The organism is Escherichia fergusonii ATCC 35469, assembly GCF_000026225.1.
Classification (GTDB): Bacteria; Pseudomonadota; Gammaproteobacteria; order Enterobacterales; family Enterobacteriaceae; genus Escherichia; species Escherichia fergusonii.
On sequence record NC_011740.1, the window covers coordinates 3,585,373 to 3,603,598 of the forward strand.

Below are 18,226 nucleotides of genomic sequence, written 5' to 3' on the forward strand. Positions count from 1 at the left end.
AATGAGGCAGCTACAGCGACAGGATGGCGTCTTCCAGTGTATCCAGCGGGGCGGGGCGTGAAAGAAAATAACCCTGTGCAGCACAGGCTGGTGAACGCTGAACGTCTTGCCACTCTTCCTGCGTCTCGATACCTTCGACGATCACACCGCGACAGTAGCGATTCATCAGATGCAACAACATGTTAAACAAATTGCGCCCTTCGGTGGTCTGGCGCAGCATGATAAACAGCTCCCGCGCCACTTTGATGTAGTCATAACGTACTTCGCTCAGGGCTGAGAAATTCGCCATTCCTGTACCAAAGTCGTCCAGCCACAATGGGCCAAACTCACAGAGGGATGCCAGCGAGGCCTCTTTCGGCAGACGGATATGTTCAACAAGTTCAAAGCGTAGCCAGGGATGACGCTCCATAAATGCCAGTATTTCTGGATGCTGGCGAAGTGCCAGCAGTGTCGGGCCGTCTACATTCACCGAGGCCAGCAGATCGTTCTTTTGAAAAAACGACGCTTTTTGTTCCAGTGCTTGCAACTGTTCCTTTATGACATCTACGCGGTGACGGACGGCAACTTCTGCAAAATACCGATCCGGGGCGATACGTAAATCTGGATTATCTGGATGTGTAACTACCGTCAGTGGCTCAACAGCCATTAGTCGCCCATGAACATGGTAGATAGGTTGCCAGGTATAAGCGCGTTCACATTGCAGCCAAAAGCGCCGTTCCTGTAAGCTTTCAATGTTTGTATCAGGGATGCTGAGTTTCTGAATAACCTGCTTCATCAAATGTCCCGTGATTAAGTATTTGCGCCTGAACCCAACAATGGTTATCGGCGCGCATGTCCGGAACTTTACTCACCGTTATCAGTGAATTCATTGCAGAATCTGTACTGGTTCAAAAAAATAATAAAACAGCGTTTTAATATTGTTGACCATCCCCCTACCGCAGCGCACACTAGCGCTAATTTTCTTCTGAGCAGGTTGCACAACTATGTCTAAAAAAATTGCCGTCATTGGCGAATGCATGATTGAGCTTTCCGAGAAAGGCGCTGATGTACACCGTGGTTTTGGTGGTGACACTCTGAATACGTCTGTTTATATCGCTCGTCAGGTTAAAGCCTCGGATTTGTCCGTACACTATGTCACCGCACTTGGCACTGATAGTTTCAGTGAGCAGATGCTGACCTCCTGGCAGGGTGAAAACGTCGATACTTCACTGATCCAGCGTATGGAAAACCGCCTGCCGGGTCTTTATTACATCGAAACCGACAGCACCGGCGAACGCACCTTCTACTACTGGCGCAACGAAGCTGCGGCAAAATTCTGGCTGGAAAGCGAGCAATCTGCCGCCATTTGCCAGCAACTGGCAAAATTTGACTATCTCTACCTGAGCGGTATCAGCCTTGCGATTTTAAGTCCGGTGAGTCGCGAGAAATTGCTGACTCTACTGCGTGAATGCCGCGCCAACGGTGGCAAAGTTATTTTCGACAATAACTACCGTCCGCGCCTTTGGGCCAGCAAAGAAGAGACGCAACAGGTCTATCAGCAAATGCTGGAATGTACTGACATCGCCTTCCTGACTCTGGATGATGAAGATGCGCTCTGGGGTAACAAACCGGTTGAAGACGTGATTGCCAGAACGCATAAAGCTGGCGTGAAAGAAGTGGTTGTGAAACGCGGTGCGGACTCCTGCCTGGTTTCTATTGTTGGCGAAGCGTTGATTGACGTTCCGGCGGTGAAACTGCCGAAAGAGAAGGTCATTGACACCACCGCAGCGGGTGACTCTTTTAGCGCAGGCTATCTCTCTGTTCGCCTGACAGGCGGCAACGCTGAAGACGCTGCAAAACGCGGACATCAGACTGCCAGCACCGTTATTCAGTATCGCGGGGCGATTATTCCTCGCGAAGCCATGCCTCAGTAAACAACGCATCAATCATAGCGGAGATATTAATGGAATAATTTCTCCGCTAAATAGTTCCGCATTATACTTTCTGTTATTGATCACATGAATTGCGGGTTCAAATGCCCTCTCGCAAATGGATTTTTGCCATTTCACTCATCGTTTTTATCGGCTCTGGATATGGGCTGCTGACCCGGCTTATGCCGCAAAAAACACGCCCCCTCGATCAACAAGTCTATATCTGGCAGCGTTTGTGGACCGCGCAACATGAGGACGCACTAAAACAGAGCCGTAATCTGTTCTCAACACTACGCATTCTGGGGCTGCAAGTTCACCCTCAGGAAGGTATACGCTACACAGCCGTTAATAAAACACTTATAAAACAAGATGGTCGCCCCGTCTGGCTGGTTGCACGACTGGACGGTCAGCTCTCTCATATTAATCAACAAAATGTTGTGCAGAACATTGTACGGACAATGAATGAGTGGAAAGAGGCGGGTATTAAGCTGGCTGGCATTGAAATTGATTTCGATGCGCCAACGGCAAAACTGGTGGAATACCAACAGTTGCTAAGGACATTGCGCCAGAATCTTCCTGCAGAATTAAAACTCAGTATTACTGCGTTACCTGACTGGCTGAATTCACCACATTTGTCTGCGCTCCTGGCTGACGCCGATATTTCTGTTTTGCAGGTGCATACGGTGTTATCGCCGCAACAGGGATTATTCGACAGTAAACTGGCTAAGCGCTGGAGCACGCAATATGCACGTATTTCTCCCCATCCTTTTTACATCGCTCTGCCGGCTTACGGTTCTGCGCTGACGCGCGATAACCGTATTGAAAGCGAAGCCCCACTGTATATTGCACAAGAGTTGCAGGAGCTGAGTGTGGCGCCACAAACGTTGGCTGATTTTGCCCAACAGCTGGAGCAAAAACCGCCCTCAGGGGTACTGGGATTGATCTGGTTCCGCCTCCCGCTGGCAAATGATCGCCGTTCCTGGTCCCTGTCTACCCTGGATGCCGTTATTCACCATAAACCTCTGACGCCGCGCTGGTCTTTGATAATTTCGCCACAGGCTGACAAGCAACTTATTGATTTGGCCATTAAAAACAATGGTGATATTGACGCGCCATTGCCACAACAGATCGAGCTACCTGCTGCTCAATGCACATATGCTGATGGCGCAGGCCATTATCAGGCACAAACCAACGCATCCTCGTTACGTTTTATTCGCATCAGTACCAGGCAGTTGCGTGCTGGTGAAAGCAGTGCGCTGGGATGGGCGCGATGCACCCCAAATTTACAAGGAGAGTTCAATGTTATCCCCTAAAATATCGCGGCTTTCCGTTGTTGTATTTCTCTCGCTAATTAACGCCAACGTTAATGCCTGTGGACCATTTATTCCCAATCATCTGTTAACTGACCGCAATAGCGCACTGCTGGAAATGCCAAATGGCAGTTTTGTCTTTGAAGTACAACAGTTGGTTAAACGCGATCCTGGTTTACCAGTATGGCAAGAAAATACGCCTGAAGAGGCAACGCAGACAGATAATGATGCTGAACCTCCTGTGCAAAATCGGGCTCTGGAACTTTATTATTCAGGAGCTAAGGATTTCCATCAGGGAAAATACGATAGCCCATACTTTCAGCAATTATTAGCCTTGCCGAAAACAGAGCAAGGAGAATGGCGTCTTGCTGCGCTATATAGTCTGGCAAGGGGGGGATTTGATGCCTCTGACGACGAGCTCGATCTTATAATCAATAAAGGCGGCTTTAATCAACAACTTGCTGAGCAGGCCATACAGCGTTATCAGCAAATCATTGAAGAAGTGCGTAATGGAGCAGCCGATCCTGAATTGCTCTCTCTCGCCAGTCTCGGTCAGATTGGGCATTATTATCTGAAAAAAGGTGATGTCGCTGCGGCAGTAAAAATGTATGCCCGGCAAGCGGCCCAGGGTTCGCCCTCCGGGAAAGCGTCGCTACGGATGATTTCGCTGTATATAACCAGGGAGAAAAATTTACCACTGCTGGAGTCGGTTATTAATGATCCTATGGTTCAGCAACTGGTAATCGCAGAGCTCTTTATTCGTCATGACTGGGGGTATGTTAGCGAAGCCTGTACTGAGGACCTTGTAGATTATACCTGTCCAACGCATCGCGACCGTTTAATTAAGTTGCTGAGTCAGCACAGAGTTAAAGGATTTAGTTATAGCGATCGACTGGCAGCACTGGCGTATCGGGCAGGAAATTATTCGTTAGCACAAACGCTGTTGGAGGATGCGCCAGAAAGTGGATTAAGCGAATGGTTAAAAGCAAAAATGGCATTACGAGCCGGAGATATTCCACTGGCAACGCGTCACTATGCTCGCGCAGCCCCGCTGTTCCCGACCGATGAAGTGTGGGGAAGTATGGACCCGGAAAGTCCTTATTATCATGGAGATAAAGTTATTATCCCATCTTGCCGTATTGCCAGTGAGCAGGCGATTTTGGCATTAAAACGCGATGATTATCTTCAGGCCGCCGCATTGTTTTACCAGGCCAAAGATCTCTATTGGGCCGATTTAGCCTGGGTTGCAGAAAACGTTTTGACCTTGCCGGAGTTACAGGCATTTGTTGAAAAAAACGTACCGGCACCTCAGCACCCTTTAAAACCTGTAGATTTAAACAATAGCAGTTACGGTTATTATATTTCGCCAGATATCATTCCAACGGATGTTAAATTACGAGCGCTATTAGGTAGACGACTAATTCGTCATGGCCAGTACCAGCAGGCCATCAATTGGTTTGATATTCCCAATTATCGCCAGGCCGCACAAAAACTGGCTGATTTAATGGCGATAGCAAAAAATAAAAATATCCCTGATAAGCAACGCGCCCAGGCGCAATACGAAGCTGCGCGGCTTTTGCGTTTCAGTGGTATCGAATTAGTGGCTTATGAAATGTATCCCGATTATGCCATTACCAGCGGGCAGTATTCAGAACCCTTTGAATACAGCAATAACGATCAGTGGATAAGTCGTAAAGAAAAACAACGTATTCACCATGCCATCCCCACCGCTGATGAGCATTTTTTGCATTACCGCTGGCAGGCCGTAGCGTGGGCAGAAAACGCCGCTGATTTATTACATCCGAAAACTCAAGCCTGGGCCGCAATATTATGCAATGCTAATAGTTGGATAAAATTTCGCGACCCGGTATTAAACCATGCACTCTGGCAACGCTATGTGCAGAATGGAAAAGCATTTCCATGGGCAGCCAGTTTTGGTCAAGATTGTCCAGAACCTTTTTTTACTGCGCTAATAAAGAGATGAAATTGTAGGGTGCCGGATTTTTGACAAAGTGCGCTTTGTTTATGCCGGATGCGGCACCCAACTCCAACGATTTATCAGGTCTGGAAAATCGAGCAAAGTCTATTCGATTTATTTAGAGTATAGGACTTAAGTTTATTAAAATTACCATGTAAAAATCTTTCCATTACTAACAGGAAATATGTTGTCGATGAAAAACTTATGACAATGTTCAATTTCTTGTAAAAAGTACTTTTCACATTATGGAATAGAATTATATTTTCATAAGTGAATGCCGTCACTCGTTTTATCCCGTCATTATAAAAATAAAATACATCATCATTAAAGAAATAATTATGCCCCCAACACTTAAAACATGCCAGGCTTAATAAATAAGCATAATATTCACATAACATTATTTTAAAATCATCACCGACATTAATCAGCGAAACGGGCTGCAAATAAAGTTAATCAAGACATTTCAGATCGCCATTAATGTTAGTAGAATCATAATAATGGAATGCAATTTGATTGCATTCTCCAGTTAAAACATATGCTATATGCTTCCAGGTATCATCAGGCAAAAAAGGCCATGAAGATATACTTCCATCAGTATGGAATACTGGGTTGATGATAAGTGCAGTATCCATGTTTTTTAATCCAGTCATTTAGAAAAATCAAACCATCAGGAATTCACTCATTTGCCCCATTCCTACAACTCGTAATTATTTAGAATACAAACAGAATAATATATAGCAATGCAACATTTTTAAGATTAATGAATTATTATTTACATGCTACCGTCATGCAATGGAAAAATAAAACTCTGATAAAACGCTAACTGATTAATTACCATTAAACCCGGTAGCATGGGAAAATGCTACCGGGCTTGTTATTACTGTGCTGGCGGAATATCTGAAACTTCCGGATGCACGTCATCTGTCTCAACAGCGGCGGGAGCGGCTGCTGGTTTCGGTGCCATAATTTGATCCCACGTCGCTTGCAGCTCCTTCATGTTGTATTCCGGCTCACCTTTAGGTTGCAACAGAATCAATGCCATTTCTCGGGAGAGCTGCTGACGCAGATCCTGATTCAACATTTCAACAGTCAGGCTATTAAGGAAATCCTGGCGCAGTTTCTGATACTGCTCCGGCGCGATATCCACCACCTGGTTTTGCAGCGAACGCATCCGCTGACTCATTAAAATGTCGGTATCAGCACGCGCATAAGTAGCAAACAGCTTCTGCAGTTCAAGTTTCTTCTGCGCCACCAGCGCATTAAATTCCTCTTCTGGCAGACCATTGTCGCGTACTTTTGCCAGTTCGCGGGCAACCGTGTTCAGATTCGCATTCAGTTTATCATTGGGCGATTCAATATTGATTGCACACTGGGCGCGCAGGTAAAGCACCCGACAGTCAAAGCCCAGTCCGATATCTTTACTGTTGTTTTTGCTCAGCATTTGCTGAACATGCCAGAACAGCGCTTCACGGGCGAGATCCGCACGCCAGTAACGCTGTAGGGCCGAAGACTCACGGATCGGCTGCCATGGGTTATCCCACATGATCGACAACCGGTCATCGCGTACAGCATTGGTCATAATACTGACCGCTTCTGCCCGCAGAGGGGAAAGAGTCGGTACAGGGGCTGGGGTTTGACGTTTACCTTTCAGTTCGCCAAATGTCTTGTTGATTTGCTCCGCGACAGAACGCGCATCAACATTCCCCACCACAATGAGCGTCATCGCATCCGGGGTGTACCACTTTTGGTAGAACTCATGAATTTTCTCTGCATCAATCGGCTGTTTCAGCGGATCTGCCGGATCATGCCCTAACAGCGTTGATCCTTTAAGCCGATAGCGCCACCAACCTTCTTTGGTATCCAACGGCCAGGTTGCCACCATATCCTGGCTTTGCAGTGCATGTGCCACCGTTTCGGGCGTCACTTTTAAGTTGCCAGAGATATTCGCCAGATATGACAACGCTTCTTTCAGTAAGTCGTTGCGATTATTTGGCAGACTAAGATTAAACAGCGTGGAATCGTATGAAACGATTACCGGCGGCATGGGGCGTTTAGGATCAACCCCCTGCTGCCACAATGAACGGGCCTGTGCGGTTTCAAGACCGCCATTTTGTGTCAGCGCAATACGTGGAATGGCATGGCTATAACCGCTCTGTTGGGTACTTTCGGCGAGCGAACCGGTATTTACCAGCAGACGGACCTCAATGCGGTCACTTGGTCGCTGGGGCGTGGCTAACACTTGCCACTGTAAACCATTAGAGAGCGTCCCCTGTTGCCATGCCGGGTCAGGCTGGAGCGCATCTGCCTGCACATAGCCAGCAGTGGCCATCACCAGCAAACCGCCCGCTAAAAGTCGAATTTTTGTGCCCTGCATGTGAACCCCTGATCAACATTCCTGGTAATAAAAGACTGGCCGGATGTGGTCAGCCTGAATATGACGTTAAAAACACTTCGTGTTAGACCGCAAGAACATGAAAATGTCACGGAAGAAGTGAAATAAACCCGAATTCTCCCAGGAGGTGAATTCGGGCACAGGGGTCAATTATGCGCAAACACCCGCACTCGTGGAAGGGAATGCGGGCATAAGTGGTGAGATTAAGAGGATAATTCGTGCGTTTTGCCATCCGGCGCACGATTATTCAGCACATCGTCCAGTTTTTTGTGGTCCAGTTCTTTCACCCACTTCGCAACAACGATGGTTGCTACGCCGTTACCGACCAGGTTAGTCAGCGCACGAGCTTCTGACATGAAGCGGTCGATACCAAGAATTAGCGCCAGACCCGCTACCGGCAAATGGCCCACCGCAGAGAGCGTCGCCGCCAGCACGATAAAGCCACTGCCCGTTACCCCGGCAGCCCCTTTGGAAGAGAGCAACAACACAATTAATAGCGTGATTTGGTGGACGATATCCATCTGACTGTTAGTGGCCTGGGCGATAAACACCGCCGCCATTGTCAGGTATATCGATGTGCCATCAAGGTTAAACGAGTAGCCTGTCGGGATGACCAGCCCCACCACCGATTTCCGGCAGCCAAGTTTCTCCATCTTATCGAGCATACGCGGCAGCGCCGACTCGGAAGAAGAAGTCCCCAGTACAATCAGCAGTTCTTCACGGATGTAGCGGATAAATTTGAAGATACTGAAACCGGTCGCTTTGGCGATTGAACCTAATACCAGCACCACAAACAGGATACAGGTGATGTAGAAGCAGATAATCAGCTGCCCCAGTTGCACCAGTGTGCCGACGCCGTATTTACCGATAGTAAACGCCATTGCCCCGAACGCACCAATAGGTGCCAGACGCATGATCATATTGATGATGCCGAAAATGACCTGCGAGAAACTTTCGATAACGTTAAAAATCAGTTGGCCTTTGCTGCCCAGACGGTGAAGCGCAAAACCAAACAGTACGGCAAACAGCAGCACCTGCAGAATGTTACCGCTGGCAAATGCGCCAATGACGCTCGCCGGGATGACATCCATAATAAAGGCGACAATGCCCTGATCTTTCGCCTGATCGGCGTAAACCGCTACCGCTTTCGCATCAAGCGTTGCCGGATCGACGTTCATTCCGGCACCAGGTTGCACGACGTTAACGATGATAAGACCAATAATCAGCGCGATGGTACTGACAATCTCAAAGTAAAGCAGTGCAACGGCACCGGTACGGCCAACCGCCTTCATGCTTTCCATGCCTGCAATACCGGTTACCACAGTACAAAAGATGACAGGAGCGATGATCATCTTGATGAGCTTAACGAAGCCGTCGCCAAGCGGTTTCATTTGCTCGCCTATTTCAGGATAGAAATGGCCAAGGAGAATACCAATGGCTATCGCTGTCAGGACCTGAAAGTAAAGGCTTTTAAACAGAGAGGTTTTCATAGGGTGTCCTTTAGTAAAACCACAGGTCTTGTAAGGTTATGGGGTACCTGCGGCCCTAAAATAACACCAACACAACATATCAGAAATGTACCTGGATCATACTTGAAACAAGAATGTTAAAAAATTTGATCTGGCTCGCATAAGCCAGACCTTTTTAAAGTTTTGTAATTAGTCCAGGTAACGTTCAGCGAACAAATCTATTGGCACAGCTCGCGCAAACAGGAAGCCCTGAGCGATACCCACTCCCGCCTTCGCCAGCCAGTCGCGTTGCGCTTCTGTCTCCACACCTTCAGCAATCATTTCCAGGCCCAGGCTTTGCGCCAGCATAATGATGGCGCGGATCATGCTGTCATCATCAGGTAAGCCTTCAACAAACATCTTGTCGATTTTCAGGACATCGACAGGTAGTGATTTCATATGCTGTAACTGACGAAGCCCGGCGTAGCCCATACCAAAATCATCCAGCGCAATACGCACTCCGGCGTTACGTAACGGACGCAGGATAGCTACAGCAGCATGTGGGTCGTCAATACGGCGGCTTTCTGTCACTTCCAGAATTAACATGCCCGGTTGTACACGGTAGCGGCTCAGTAACCCAAGCAGCTCTGGCACCATATTCGGGTGCATTAATTGCAGAGCAGAAAGATTCACCGATAGCGGCATATTTATCCCGCGTTCCTGCCAGGCAGAAAGCAAGCGACAAGACTCCTCCAGCACCCACTGGCCCACAGTGACCATTAGCCCACAAGATTCAATGCGCTCAATAAGGCCATCAGGCAATTCCCAGCTTCCATCTGGCTGTTGCATCCGCAATAAAACTTCGGCGCTCAGCACCTTACCGCTGGTCATATCAACCTGCGGTTGTAACCAGAGAGCAAACCGATGATTTTCAAGAGCATTGAGAATATCGCTCTCTTCGGTCAGCCGTTGCTGGGCGGCTTCCATCTGTTCTGGTTCAAAGAACTGAATTTGGTTTTTGCCCTTACGCATTGCGGTAAATGCTGCCGAAACCGCATGACCATACAGTTGCTCAGCGCTTAAATCACCATGGAACATCGCCACACCGATGCTGCCGCTGGGGCGCAGTTGGATAGATTCAATCGGCAGGCGTTCATTCATGATAGTAAGTACTTGCTGACCTAAAGTAATAGCATGCCATGGCTCCTGTACACCGTTGGCGATCACCGCAAAGTCATAACCGCTGATTTGCGCCAGTACCATGCGTGGCGACAACACTGACTTCAACTTCTCCACCAGCGTGAGTAGCAGGATTTCCCGTTGCGCTTCTTTCAGCACACCCGCAGTATCACGTAGCGTTTCACAAGTGATAATCATCAGTGCGGTGGTTTGTTTACGCGCTACCACCTGTTCCAGCATTTCCATTAGCAACGCTTTGTTTGGCAAATCAGACACCGGGAAGCGCAGCGCGTTTTCGCTTTGCTCTTCATAATGGCGTTGCATAAGTTGCTGATTAAGGTTGTAACTGCGTACCAGTAAACCGATTTCATCGTCATGGTGAAGCCGTGGTAACGCCAACTGGTGACCAATCAGTTCCTGTGGCGGAATGGCGTTAAGTTCACGCGCGATATTACGTAAAGGATGTAAAATCAGTCGATTAATGCACCAGCTGATGGCGACGGTCAGGATAAGCGACAAAAGTAAGTAAATGGTCACTAACGTAGATAAGGTGCTCATCACAAACTTGTACATGCGGAAGGAGTCCGCCTGTAATACCAGATAAGCAATCGGCTGCGGGTTAGCCGGGCGTTCCAGCGAGTAAACGCCCAGCGAGATTTGTACCGGTAGCTCAAACAGGCGAGTGACCATTACCGGCACCGGGCGTTCAGGGATAAAGCTCTTACGCAGCGCCTGAAACTGATTAGGCAGCACCACATCAGCGCGACTGACCACGCCAGCAGGTTTGATACTTGAGAGAATGGCCTCCGCCTGGGGAATATCACCCTTGAGAATGGCGGAGGATAAAGGTTCGCGGACAGAGCGAGCAATGCTTTCCAGTTGCGTAGCCGTGTTATAGCGATTCTGCTGGACCAGGTGGAACAGCAAAACGGTGCAAAAAACAAAGACAAACACCAGGACAACGGCCGCAACCACTGCCATCTGCTTGATTGTTAACGAACGACTAACGCGCAAATTGTCTCCCTCCGGAAATCCCAGACTGCCGCCCGAGTATACCTGATCGTAGCGGCATTAAGAGAGGCGCTATCTGAAAACTTACCAGTCGGCGTAAGGTATCAGCGGCTGCGGCGGTAAATCCATGTCACCCTGCCATCCGGCGGCTGAATACCGCACGTAGAGCAGGAAGTGGCTGGGCGCGTAATCCTTCGCTTGCTGGATATCAATTGCCGTACCGATAAACCAGTTGGATGTGACGCGACGCTCAAGTAATGCCCGCGCCGTATAGCCAAAGCCCTGACTGCTGCCGCCACTGTTAGTCTGGTCAGCGGCATCGTCTTTCCATTCTGTCGGAATCAGGTTCATCAGCGGATAACGCGGCATGGTTTTGGTGCGCGAATGCGACCACGAGCCTGAAGCACCAAGTTCCCACGACCAGTTTTCCGTCCGCTCACGCCACATCACCGGCACTGCAAATGACAGGTATTCCTGTGGACTGTAGTAGCCGCCCTGACCAAGTGAGTACCCACTCAGGTCTTTGTCGTAATGCCAGATCATGTTGTTCAGGCCGATTGTCACACGGCGATTATTCTGGTTGATGATCTTATAGTAATAGCCCGTCATCCAGCGCACGCGCCAGTTATCTTCGACATTTTTACCGGTTAACTGGTCGCCGCTAAGCGATGCCCAGACGCCGTTTGCTTCACCTTTATCGTAGCTCAGGCTTAGTCCTACGCCGTCGGCACGCACGCCGCCCCATTTTTTCCCGGTATTGCTCGGGGAGTCTTTTTGCCCGCCAAAGGCCAGCAAAGAACTGGAGATGGGCCGACGATGGGCGTTAACGGTGTAACCCAGCGGCCCGATATCATCGCTGTAACTGATGCCGCCAACCACATCCACCACGTTGAAGCCCATCGGCGTGGTGCCGATATCCCAGCTCCAGGTGTCGTTGCGCCAGCCGACCGCCACGCTGGCACCGGAATCCGACTGGCTGCGGTTGCCACTACAGTCGTGCAACGTACAGGTGCCCCAGTTGTCATTCCATTTGCCATCGGCATTAGTGGAGAAACTGCCGACGTTCATATTGACGAAATCACTGCGAAAGAACATCCGCCCGTCAGAATATGGCGCGTCCACCTGCAACATAGTGGTGTGCGCTTTCAGATCGGAGTAACCACCGGTGCCGCTTGATCCCCAGTAATCGTGCTCGAGGGTGACGTTAAGATCCTGCTGGCGATAGAGGTCCGCTGCATCGCTGCGCACGCCGCGTTTCAGCCAGTCATCTTTCTCGTCGTTACGGGTCAGCCGGGTAAAGGTGTCGTTATCCTGCGGACGCGTCGTGGTCACACCGGATGCGACCATCGCGTCTTTGTAGGTTTCCAGCGCCTGCTTTGGATCGCCCGCCTGCGCTTCAAACTTCGCACCGTCGCGCAGTACCATCGCGCTTTCCATCGACGGAGGCTGAGATTTTGCCTGCGGGATCAGCTTGTTAAACGTCTGCTGCGCCGCTGCGGTATCGCCAAGCTGCGCCTGCGCCAGCGCCACGCGCCGCTGTGTGTTCAGAGAGGCGTTATCGGTGGCAGGCAGTTTCGCCAGCTGGCTACGTGCAGCCGCTTTGTCACCGGCAGCAATATCCACTTCCGTCAGACCAAGAATGGCATCGGCGTTAGTTGGCTCCCGCGTCAGGACATTCTGATATGCAGCACGGGCGGCGGCGTAATCACGTCGCTGCTGCGCCCAGTCAGCCAGCGTCAGATCAATACGCGAGGAAGGCGGTTGCTGGCGCAGCATCGCTTCCGCTTCTGCCTCTTTACCGTTTTCTCGCAGGCGATTAGCGGTTTCCAGCACCTGGTCGCTTTGCAGTCGATTAACCAGCTCCTGAATATTGCTATTCCACTGCGCACGCGGCAGGCTGTTGATATGCGCCAGCGCCGCTCTGTCCTGGTCGTGACCTGAGAGGTACAGCCCGTAAGCGTAAACCTGCTCCGGATCGTTCGGCTTCTGCTGCGCCAGATTGCGCATTAACGTATCGGCCTGGCTGCGTTGTCCGGCCTGCCAGAGATCCTGCGAAAGTCGGTAAGTAATCCACACGCTGCCGGGGTCCAGCGCCAGTCGTTGCCGCTGAAGTGCTGCTGCCTGCCCCCATTTGCCCTGGTTTTCCAGTGCCTCTGCCTGCTGTGCCAGACGATCGTTTTGCAGGCTACGTTCGATATCATCAATGCTGCGCCGCTGGCTGGCAGAGAGCGAGGCGATATACGCTTCGGCTTTTTCTGGCGACTGCTGGCGGTAAATATTCGCCAGCCCGCGCACGGCGTTAGTGTTGCCGCTGTCCATACGCAAGGTCTGCTGGTAATAACGTTCGGCGGCGGGATAATCTTTGCGCGCCATCGCCACATCGCCCAGCCCAAGCACTGCATAGCTGTCAGTATTATCAACGTTACGCGCCTGCTGGAACAGGCGTTCTGCCCGGTCAGGATTATTGGCTTTCAGCGCGGCATCACCCTGCTGGATCGCCAGCCAGTAGCGGTTTACTTTCAGCAGACTGTTCCATTTGTCGTTGTTGCTGCTGTGCGGGTCCAGTGCGAGGGCTTTTTCCAGATTCGCCACCGCATTGGCGCGATCGCCTTTCTGAGAATACGCCTGGCCCAGCGCCCCCAGTGCCTCACTGTCTTTCGGGTTCGCCCGCACTGCCTGTTGTAGTTCGGGAATGGCTTTACCCGCCATGCCAGAGTCCACCGCCGCTAAGCCTTGCACACGAGCGCGGAAAGCAGGATCGGCCAGTTGTTTTTGCTGTTCTGCCAGTTGCGATTGCGCAGCAGCTACGCTATCGCCATCACTAAAGATCGAGAGATATTTTTTCAGCGCCTGCACACTGGCATCGCTGACGGGCATGTCTTTAATCTGCCCGTACCAGATTTTAGAGGCCCCTTCGCGCCCGGCGTTAGATTTCGCCATCTGCTCCAGTACAGCAAAACCTTCATCACGGCGATCGCTACTAAACAGCAATAGCGCCAGATTGTTTTGCAGGCCCGTATTGCCCGGCGTATCCGCATTAATGCGTTTTAGCTGATTAATCGCTTCACTACGGCGAGCCGGAATTTTCGCCACCGTACTCCAGTACTCGACGGCAATATCACCTTCCGGCGGCGCACCGTTGAATAATTTGTTGTAACTCGCCACAGCTTCTTCTGCATGACCGGTAGTCGCCTGCAATCGAGCCTGTTGCAGTGCCTGACGACCATCCGGCGTAGACAGTAACATTGTGCTCCGCGACGATTTATACGCATTTGAACTCGGCGCTAACTGTGACAACCGATCAAGCTGTTTTTGCGCACCATCAATATCGCCCTGACGTAACAGAGAACGAAAACGGGCAGCAATCACTTCCGGGTTATTCGGATCGATAAGCTCCAGCCGATACAACGACTGCTGCACCAGGTCTTCACGATGTGTAGCTTCGCCCAACCGTACCTGTTCCAGTAACTGTTGTTGAGCGGTTGGTGCCGCCACTGCCAGCGGCATCAGCGTAAGACCAAGCGAAAGAGTGAGAAAATTTAGTGTGAATTTGCGCATTCCTGGCCCCAGTCAGGTAATAACTCACCTTTTGAAGAAAAACGAAAACGGTGCTGATCCCAGCCCTGTCCGAACAGAGTCAGCACATAGTTGTAATAGGCATCGCTGCCGGGAAAATTATCGGCGACACGTTGACGCTGAACAGACTGCGCATCGCGGTTTTGTAAAAAGGGCAGCATAGCGGCAGAAAAACCGACCGGTCCTTTACCCTGTGCTTTCCCCGTAGCTACATCGACTTTTTCCGGCGGATAACCATTTTTCTCAGTAAATGTCGCCATCGGTTTAAACCGGTTGAGCATCCGCGCTTTTTGCGGATCGCTGTCAGGCATCATGCCTACCCACATGTAAACGCGGATCGCGTCGTAGCTGCTGATCAATGTTTTTTCAGCTTTTAGCTGCCAACCTTTGTCTTTCTCATAACGCACCCAGTCTGGTGAAAAGCCTTTCGGGGCGGTTTCCAGCAATAAACGTTGATTGGTTTCGCGCAGCGTGGTCCACGGCGCACCAAAGCGGGTGAAATACTGCGCCAGCGTCGGCGGCAGGTAGCTGGGGTTAAAACGCCAGCTGTTATCCTCAGCAAATCCCACTTTGCCCGGCAACAACATGGAACCCAGCCCAGGCACCGTCACCACTTCCTCCCGCGCGATACGTTTTAGCAACGCGCTGCCGATGTCGGTATAACGCTGCTCTTTCCACAAACGCCCCGCCTCCAGCAATGACCAGGCCATCCAGACATCACCATCGGAGGCCGAATTACTGTCCAGCACTTCCCACTTACTGTTCTCTTTCTTGCCCCACAGCCAGGCGGGCAAACGTTCTTTTAAAGAACCCTGAGCGAGATTGTTCTGCGTCCAGTCGAGAAGATTATCGAAAGCTGCACGGTCGTTAGCCGCCAGGGCAAAGAACATGCCATAACTTTGCCCTTCGGAGGTGGTGATTTTGCGCGCGTCGCTGGGGTCAATGACGCGCCCTTCCTGACTGATATAATCCTTTTTGAACTGCTCCCAGGCAGGCCAGGTACAGGCTGCCTGAACACTAAAGGCAGCCAGCATCAGTATCATCACGATTCCACAACGCATAACTTTCATTTTCTATTACTCATGATCCGGGTTAAGACGACGACGGCTGATAATACGCAGCAAACGCCACAGTACCCAGGCCAGCAACACGACGCTGATTGCCGCCAGCACCGCCAGCAGAATCGGATGATTTGCCAGCGCATACCATAAGCGTTCGAACCACGGCAGATGACCAACGTAATAGACGTCGCCAACACGCAGGCTGTTCACACCAGATTCACGAATCACCGCTACCGAACCAAACATGGTGGCGCGTTTGCCGCTATCGTTCACCGCATCGTTAAGCATTTCATAACCGCGTGGGCTGTCTGCCAGTAGCGCAATCACGCTGCGCTGGTCGTTATACGGCGACTGGAAGCCAATCACCGCCGCCATCGCACCAGAAGAAGTCAGCGTTGACTGGGTTTCTGCCGCGCGATCACTCTCGTCCGGCACAATGCCGGGGAACGGGGTCTGGCGCATCGGCGTTTTCACCCAGCTTTCGGTAGCCTGCACCAACAGGTCGATCTGCTTGTCGTCTTTTAATTTGTCCGGGATACCACCGACGATCATGATGTCGGCATCTTTGCCCTGAATGGTGCTGCCATCATCGGTCACCGTCAGGTTAATCGCCGGGAAGCCCGTCTGTGCGCCGATAAAACCAACAGTATTCAGCAAGGTTTCCATCTGTGCTTCGTTTGGCGTTTTCGGCATCACGGTGATGGTTTGCGACAGATCCGCCATCCGGCTGAACGGGAAGCCCGCGTTAGCAAAGGCGCGCAGATCCGGCATCGGGATGAAGTGGTAATACTTCGAGAAGTCGATGGTGGAGTCATCACCAATCACCACATGATTCTGCACCGGCTGGAAGGTAATGCAGTTATCCACCGAACCGCCCGGCATCGGGTTCATATACTCAAAGTCGAAGCGCAGCTGGTTGGTCGCGCCCAGTTTCAGCGCCGGAATAGAGACATCCGTTTTGCCATCCAGCAGACCTTGTAATACCGGAATACGCAGCAGCAGGCGGTTCGCCTCCTGTTTGCTGCTCAGGTTGAAGGATTGCAGGAACTGGTTATTCAGGCTGATATCCATCCGCGAGCTGTCTTTCACCGGCGGCATGGTATAGCGGTAATTAATATCCATATCAATGCCGGTACTGCGCATCAGGTAGAGATCCGGCGGCAGGTTTAGCGAAACATTAATCGCTGCTGGCTCAAGACCGCTGGATTGTAACTGTTCTTCATAGGTTTTCAGTTCACCAAAGGTGACCGGACGATCGGTACGCACCCAGTTCGGCGCATCGTACGGCTTACGCGGTAGCAGCGGTTTCACTTCATTCACTACCACGCTTTCACCACGGAACAGAATGTTACCCTGAGCGATACCTTTCGCTGCCTGCAACAGGTCTTTGTCGTCACGACCAAACACCACCAGCAGTTTGACGTAAGGATTCTGCGGATGGTTAATCATCTCAATCACCGGGGCTTTTACCGCCGGATGATCGCGCAGGAAGTCCGGGCGTTTGTCATTAGTGGCAAAAACAATGGCATTGCGATCCGGCAGTTGGTTATAGAGCACCGGGAAGTTCTGTCCACGCCAACCAGAACGCGAACCAAACCACGAGGCGACAATAGCTGATGCTTGTTGCAATCCAGTATCTGGCGCACCCGCAAAGACCATCGGTAAGGTATTGGTGCGGTTATCACGCGGGTCAAAGAATGGCACCGGGAAGTGTGACAGGTCATTCTTCACATTCAGGGTCTGATAGGTCAGATCCAGTCCACTGCTACGTCCAACATCCAGCCAAAGCGTGGTGCTGGCCGGGTTTTCGCATACGTCCTGATAATGGCCGACAAACTCCAGCCGCACACGGTTGAAGTCGGTAATAAACAGAGGGTTAATGGGTATTTGCGCAAGCGTCTTTTTACCCAGCTGTTCTTTGGTCACTGGCAGCACGCCCATCAGTTCATCATTGAGATAAACTTTTAACTGTGACTGGACAGGCAGTAACGATGGCGATGGCGTGTATTCGAGGTTAAGCATCGCTTTCGTTACTACTTCATCGCTGCGCATACCAAACTCAATGCTGCCGTTCGGGTTGATACCACGTAGCACCATGCTACCCGGTGGCGGTGCTATTTGCGCGAACGACAATTTGACATCGCGCGACGGGCCGTTCTGCGCCACGATGGGGGTATCCGCTCCCTGCACACCTGGCATCACCTGCCCTACCTGCGGATTTTGCTCCGCCTGGGCGGGTACAGCTGGCTCAGCATTGATCAGTGGTTGCGTTGCTGGCATCGCCTGCGTCATGAAAGAGGGGAACGCACTCATTCCCATAGCCACTGCACAAATCCAGAATAGTTTTCTTTTCATCGCGTT

At 50.9% G+C, this 18,226-nt stretch carries 11 protein-coding genes; 3 read left to right on the top strand and 8 right to left on the bottom strand.

Going from position 1 to position 18,226, the window contains the following annotated elements; genetic code table 11:
* Positions 1-10 precede the first annotated feature (10 nt).
* The gene (pdeH, locus tag EFER_RS17610) at positions 11-778 is read right to left on the bottom strand and encodes a cyclic-guanylate-specific phosphodiesterase (protein ID WP_000977658.1); all 768 of its coding nucleotides are present in this window, start codon (positions 776-778) and stop codon (positions 11-13) included.
* Positions 779-983: 205 nt separating this feature from the next.
* Here pdeH and kdgK point away from each other — a divergent pair, with 205 nt between their 5' ends.
* From kdgK to EFER_RS17625, 3 genes are all read left to right on the top strand, one after another.
* A complete protein-coding gene (gene kdgK / locus EFER_RS17615; protein ID WP_000037559.1) occupies positions 984-1,913 on the top strand; it encodes a 2-dehydro-3-deoxygluconokinase in 930 nt (309 codons plus the stop codon).
* Positions 1,914-2,014: 101 nt separating this feature from the next.
* Positions 2,015-3,223: a DUF3142 domain-containing protein gene (locus EFER_RS17620; RefSeq protein ID WP_001140110.1), complete on the top strand. Its 1,209-nt coding sequence runs from the start codon at positions 2,015-2,017 to the stop codon at positions 3,221-3,223.
* Complete coding sequence (locus tag EFER_RS17625) at positions 3,210-5,204, top strand: hypothetical protein (protein WP_000950831.1); 1,995 nt, start codon at positions 3,210-3,212, stop codon at positions 5,202-5,204. Before EFER_RS17620 ends, EFER_RS17625 begins: the two co-directional genes overlap by 14 nt.
* 443 nt (positions 5,205-5,647) lie before the next feature.
* Here EFER_RS17625 and EFER_RS24250 read toward each other — a convergent pair whose 3' ends face one another.
* The 7 genes from EFER_RS24250 to bcsB form a co-directional block, all read right to left on the bottom strand.
* Positions 5,648-5,830: a hypothetical protein gene (locus tag EFER_RS24250; protein ID WP_147590752.1), complete on the bottom strand. Its 183-nt coding sequence runs from the start codon at positions 5,828-5,830 to the stop codon at positions 5,648-5,650.
* 245 nt (positions 5,831-6,075) lie between these two features.
* Positions 6,076-7,572: a M16 family metallopeptidase gene (locus EFER_RS17630; RefSeq protein WP_001163169.1), complete on the bottom strand. Its 1,497-nt coding sequence runs from the start codon at positions 7,570-7,572 to the stop codon at positions 6,076-6,078.
* A 221-nt stretch (positions 7,573-7,793) separates the two neighbouring features.
* Positions 7,794-9,080, bottom strand: a complete 1,287-nt coding sequence (gene dctA / locus EFER_RS17635) for a C4-dicarboxylate transporter DctC (RefSeq protein ID WP_000858214.1) — start codon at positions 9,078-9,080, stop codon at positions 7,794-7,796.
* Between the two features lie 168 nt (positions 9,081-9,248).
* Positions 9,249-11,231: a biofilm formation regulator HmsP gene (gene hmsP / locus EFER_RS17640; RefSeq protein WP_001266373.1), complete on the bottom strand. Its 1,983-nt coding sequence runs from the start codon at positions 11,229-11,231 to the stop codon at positions 9,249-9,251.
* Positions 11,232-11,312: 81 nt separating this feature from the next.
* The gene (bcsC, locus tag EFER_RS17645) at positions 11,313-14,786 is read right to left on the bottom strand and encodes a cellulose synthase complex outer membrane protein BcsC (protein ID WP_001225058.1); all 3,474 of its coding nucleotides are present in this window, start codon (positions 14,784-14,786) and stop codon (positions 11,313-11,315) included.
* A complete protein-coding gene (gene bcsZ / locus EFER_RS17650; protein ID WP_000867111.1) occupies positions 14,768-15,874 on the bottom strand; it encodes a cellulose synthase complex periplasmic endoglucanase BcsZ in 1,107 nt (368 codons plus the stop codon). The genes bcsC and bcsZ overlap by 19 nt, the downstream gene beginning before the upstream one ends.
* Positions 15,875-15,880: 6 nt before the next feature.
* The gene (bcsB, locus tag EFER_RS17655) at positions 15,881-18,220 is read right to left on the bottom strand and encodes a cellulose biosynthesis cyclic di-GMP-binding regulatory protein BcsB (protein WP_015953813.1); all 2,340 of its coding nucleotides are present in this window, start codon (positions 18,218-18,220) and stop codon (positions 15,881-15,883) included.
* Positions 18,221-18,226 lie beyond the last annotated feature (6 nt).

Excerpts from the sequence above, each read along its gene's own strand:
- kdgK (WP_000037559.1), top strand. The coding sequence starts at position 984 with ATGTCTAAAAAAATTGCCGTCATTGGCGAATGCATGATTGAGCTTTCC.
- EFER_RS17620 (WP_001140110.1), top strand. The coding sequence starts at position 2,015 with ATGCCCTCTCGCAAATGGATTTTTGCCATTTCACTCATCGTTTTTATC.
- EFER_RS17625 (WP_000950831.1), top strand. The coding sequence starts at position 3,210 with ATGTTATCCCCTAAAATATCGCGGCTTTCCGTTGTTGTATTTCTCTCG.
- EFER_RS24250 (WP_147590752.1), bottom strand. The coding sequence starts at position 5,830 with ATGGATACTGCACTTATCATCAACCCAGTATTCCATACTGATGGAAGT.
- EFER_RS17630 (WP_001163169.1), bottom strand. The coding sequence starts at position 7,572 with ATGCAGGGCACAAAAATTCGACTTTTAGCGGGCGGTTTGCTGGTGATG.
- dctA (WP_000858214.1), bottom strand. The coding sequence starts at position 9,080 with ATGAAAACCTCTCTGTTTAAAAGCCTTTACTTTCAGGTCCTGACAGCG.
- bcsC (WP_001225058.1), bottom strand. The coding sequence starts at position 14,786 with ATGCGCAAATTCACACTAAATTTTCTCACTCTTTCGCTTGGTCTTACG.
- bcsZ (WP_000867111.1), bottom strand. The coding sequence starts at position 15,874 with ATGAAAGTTATGCGTTGTGGAATCGTGATGATACTGATGCTGGCTGCC.
- bcsB (WP_015953813.1), bottom strand. The coding sequence starts at position 18,220 with ATGAAAAGAAAACTATTCTGGATTTGTGCAGTGGCTATGGGAATGAGT.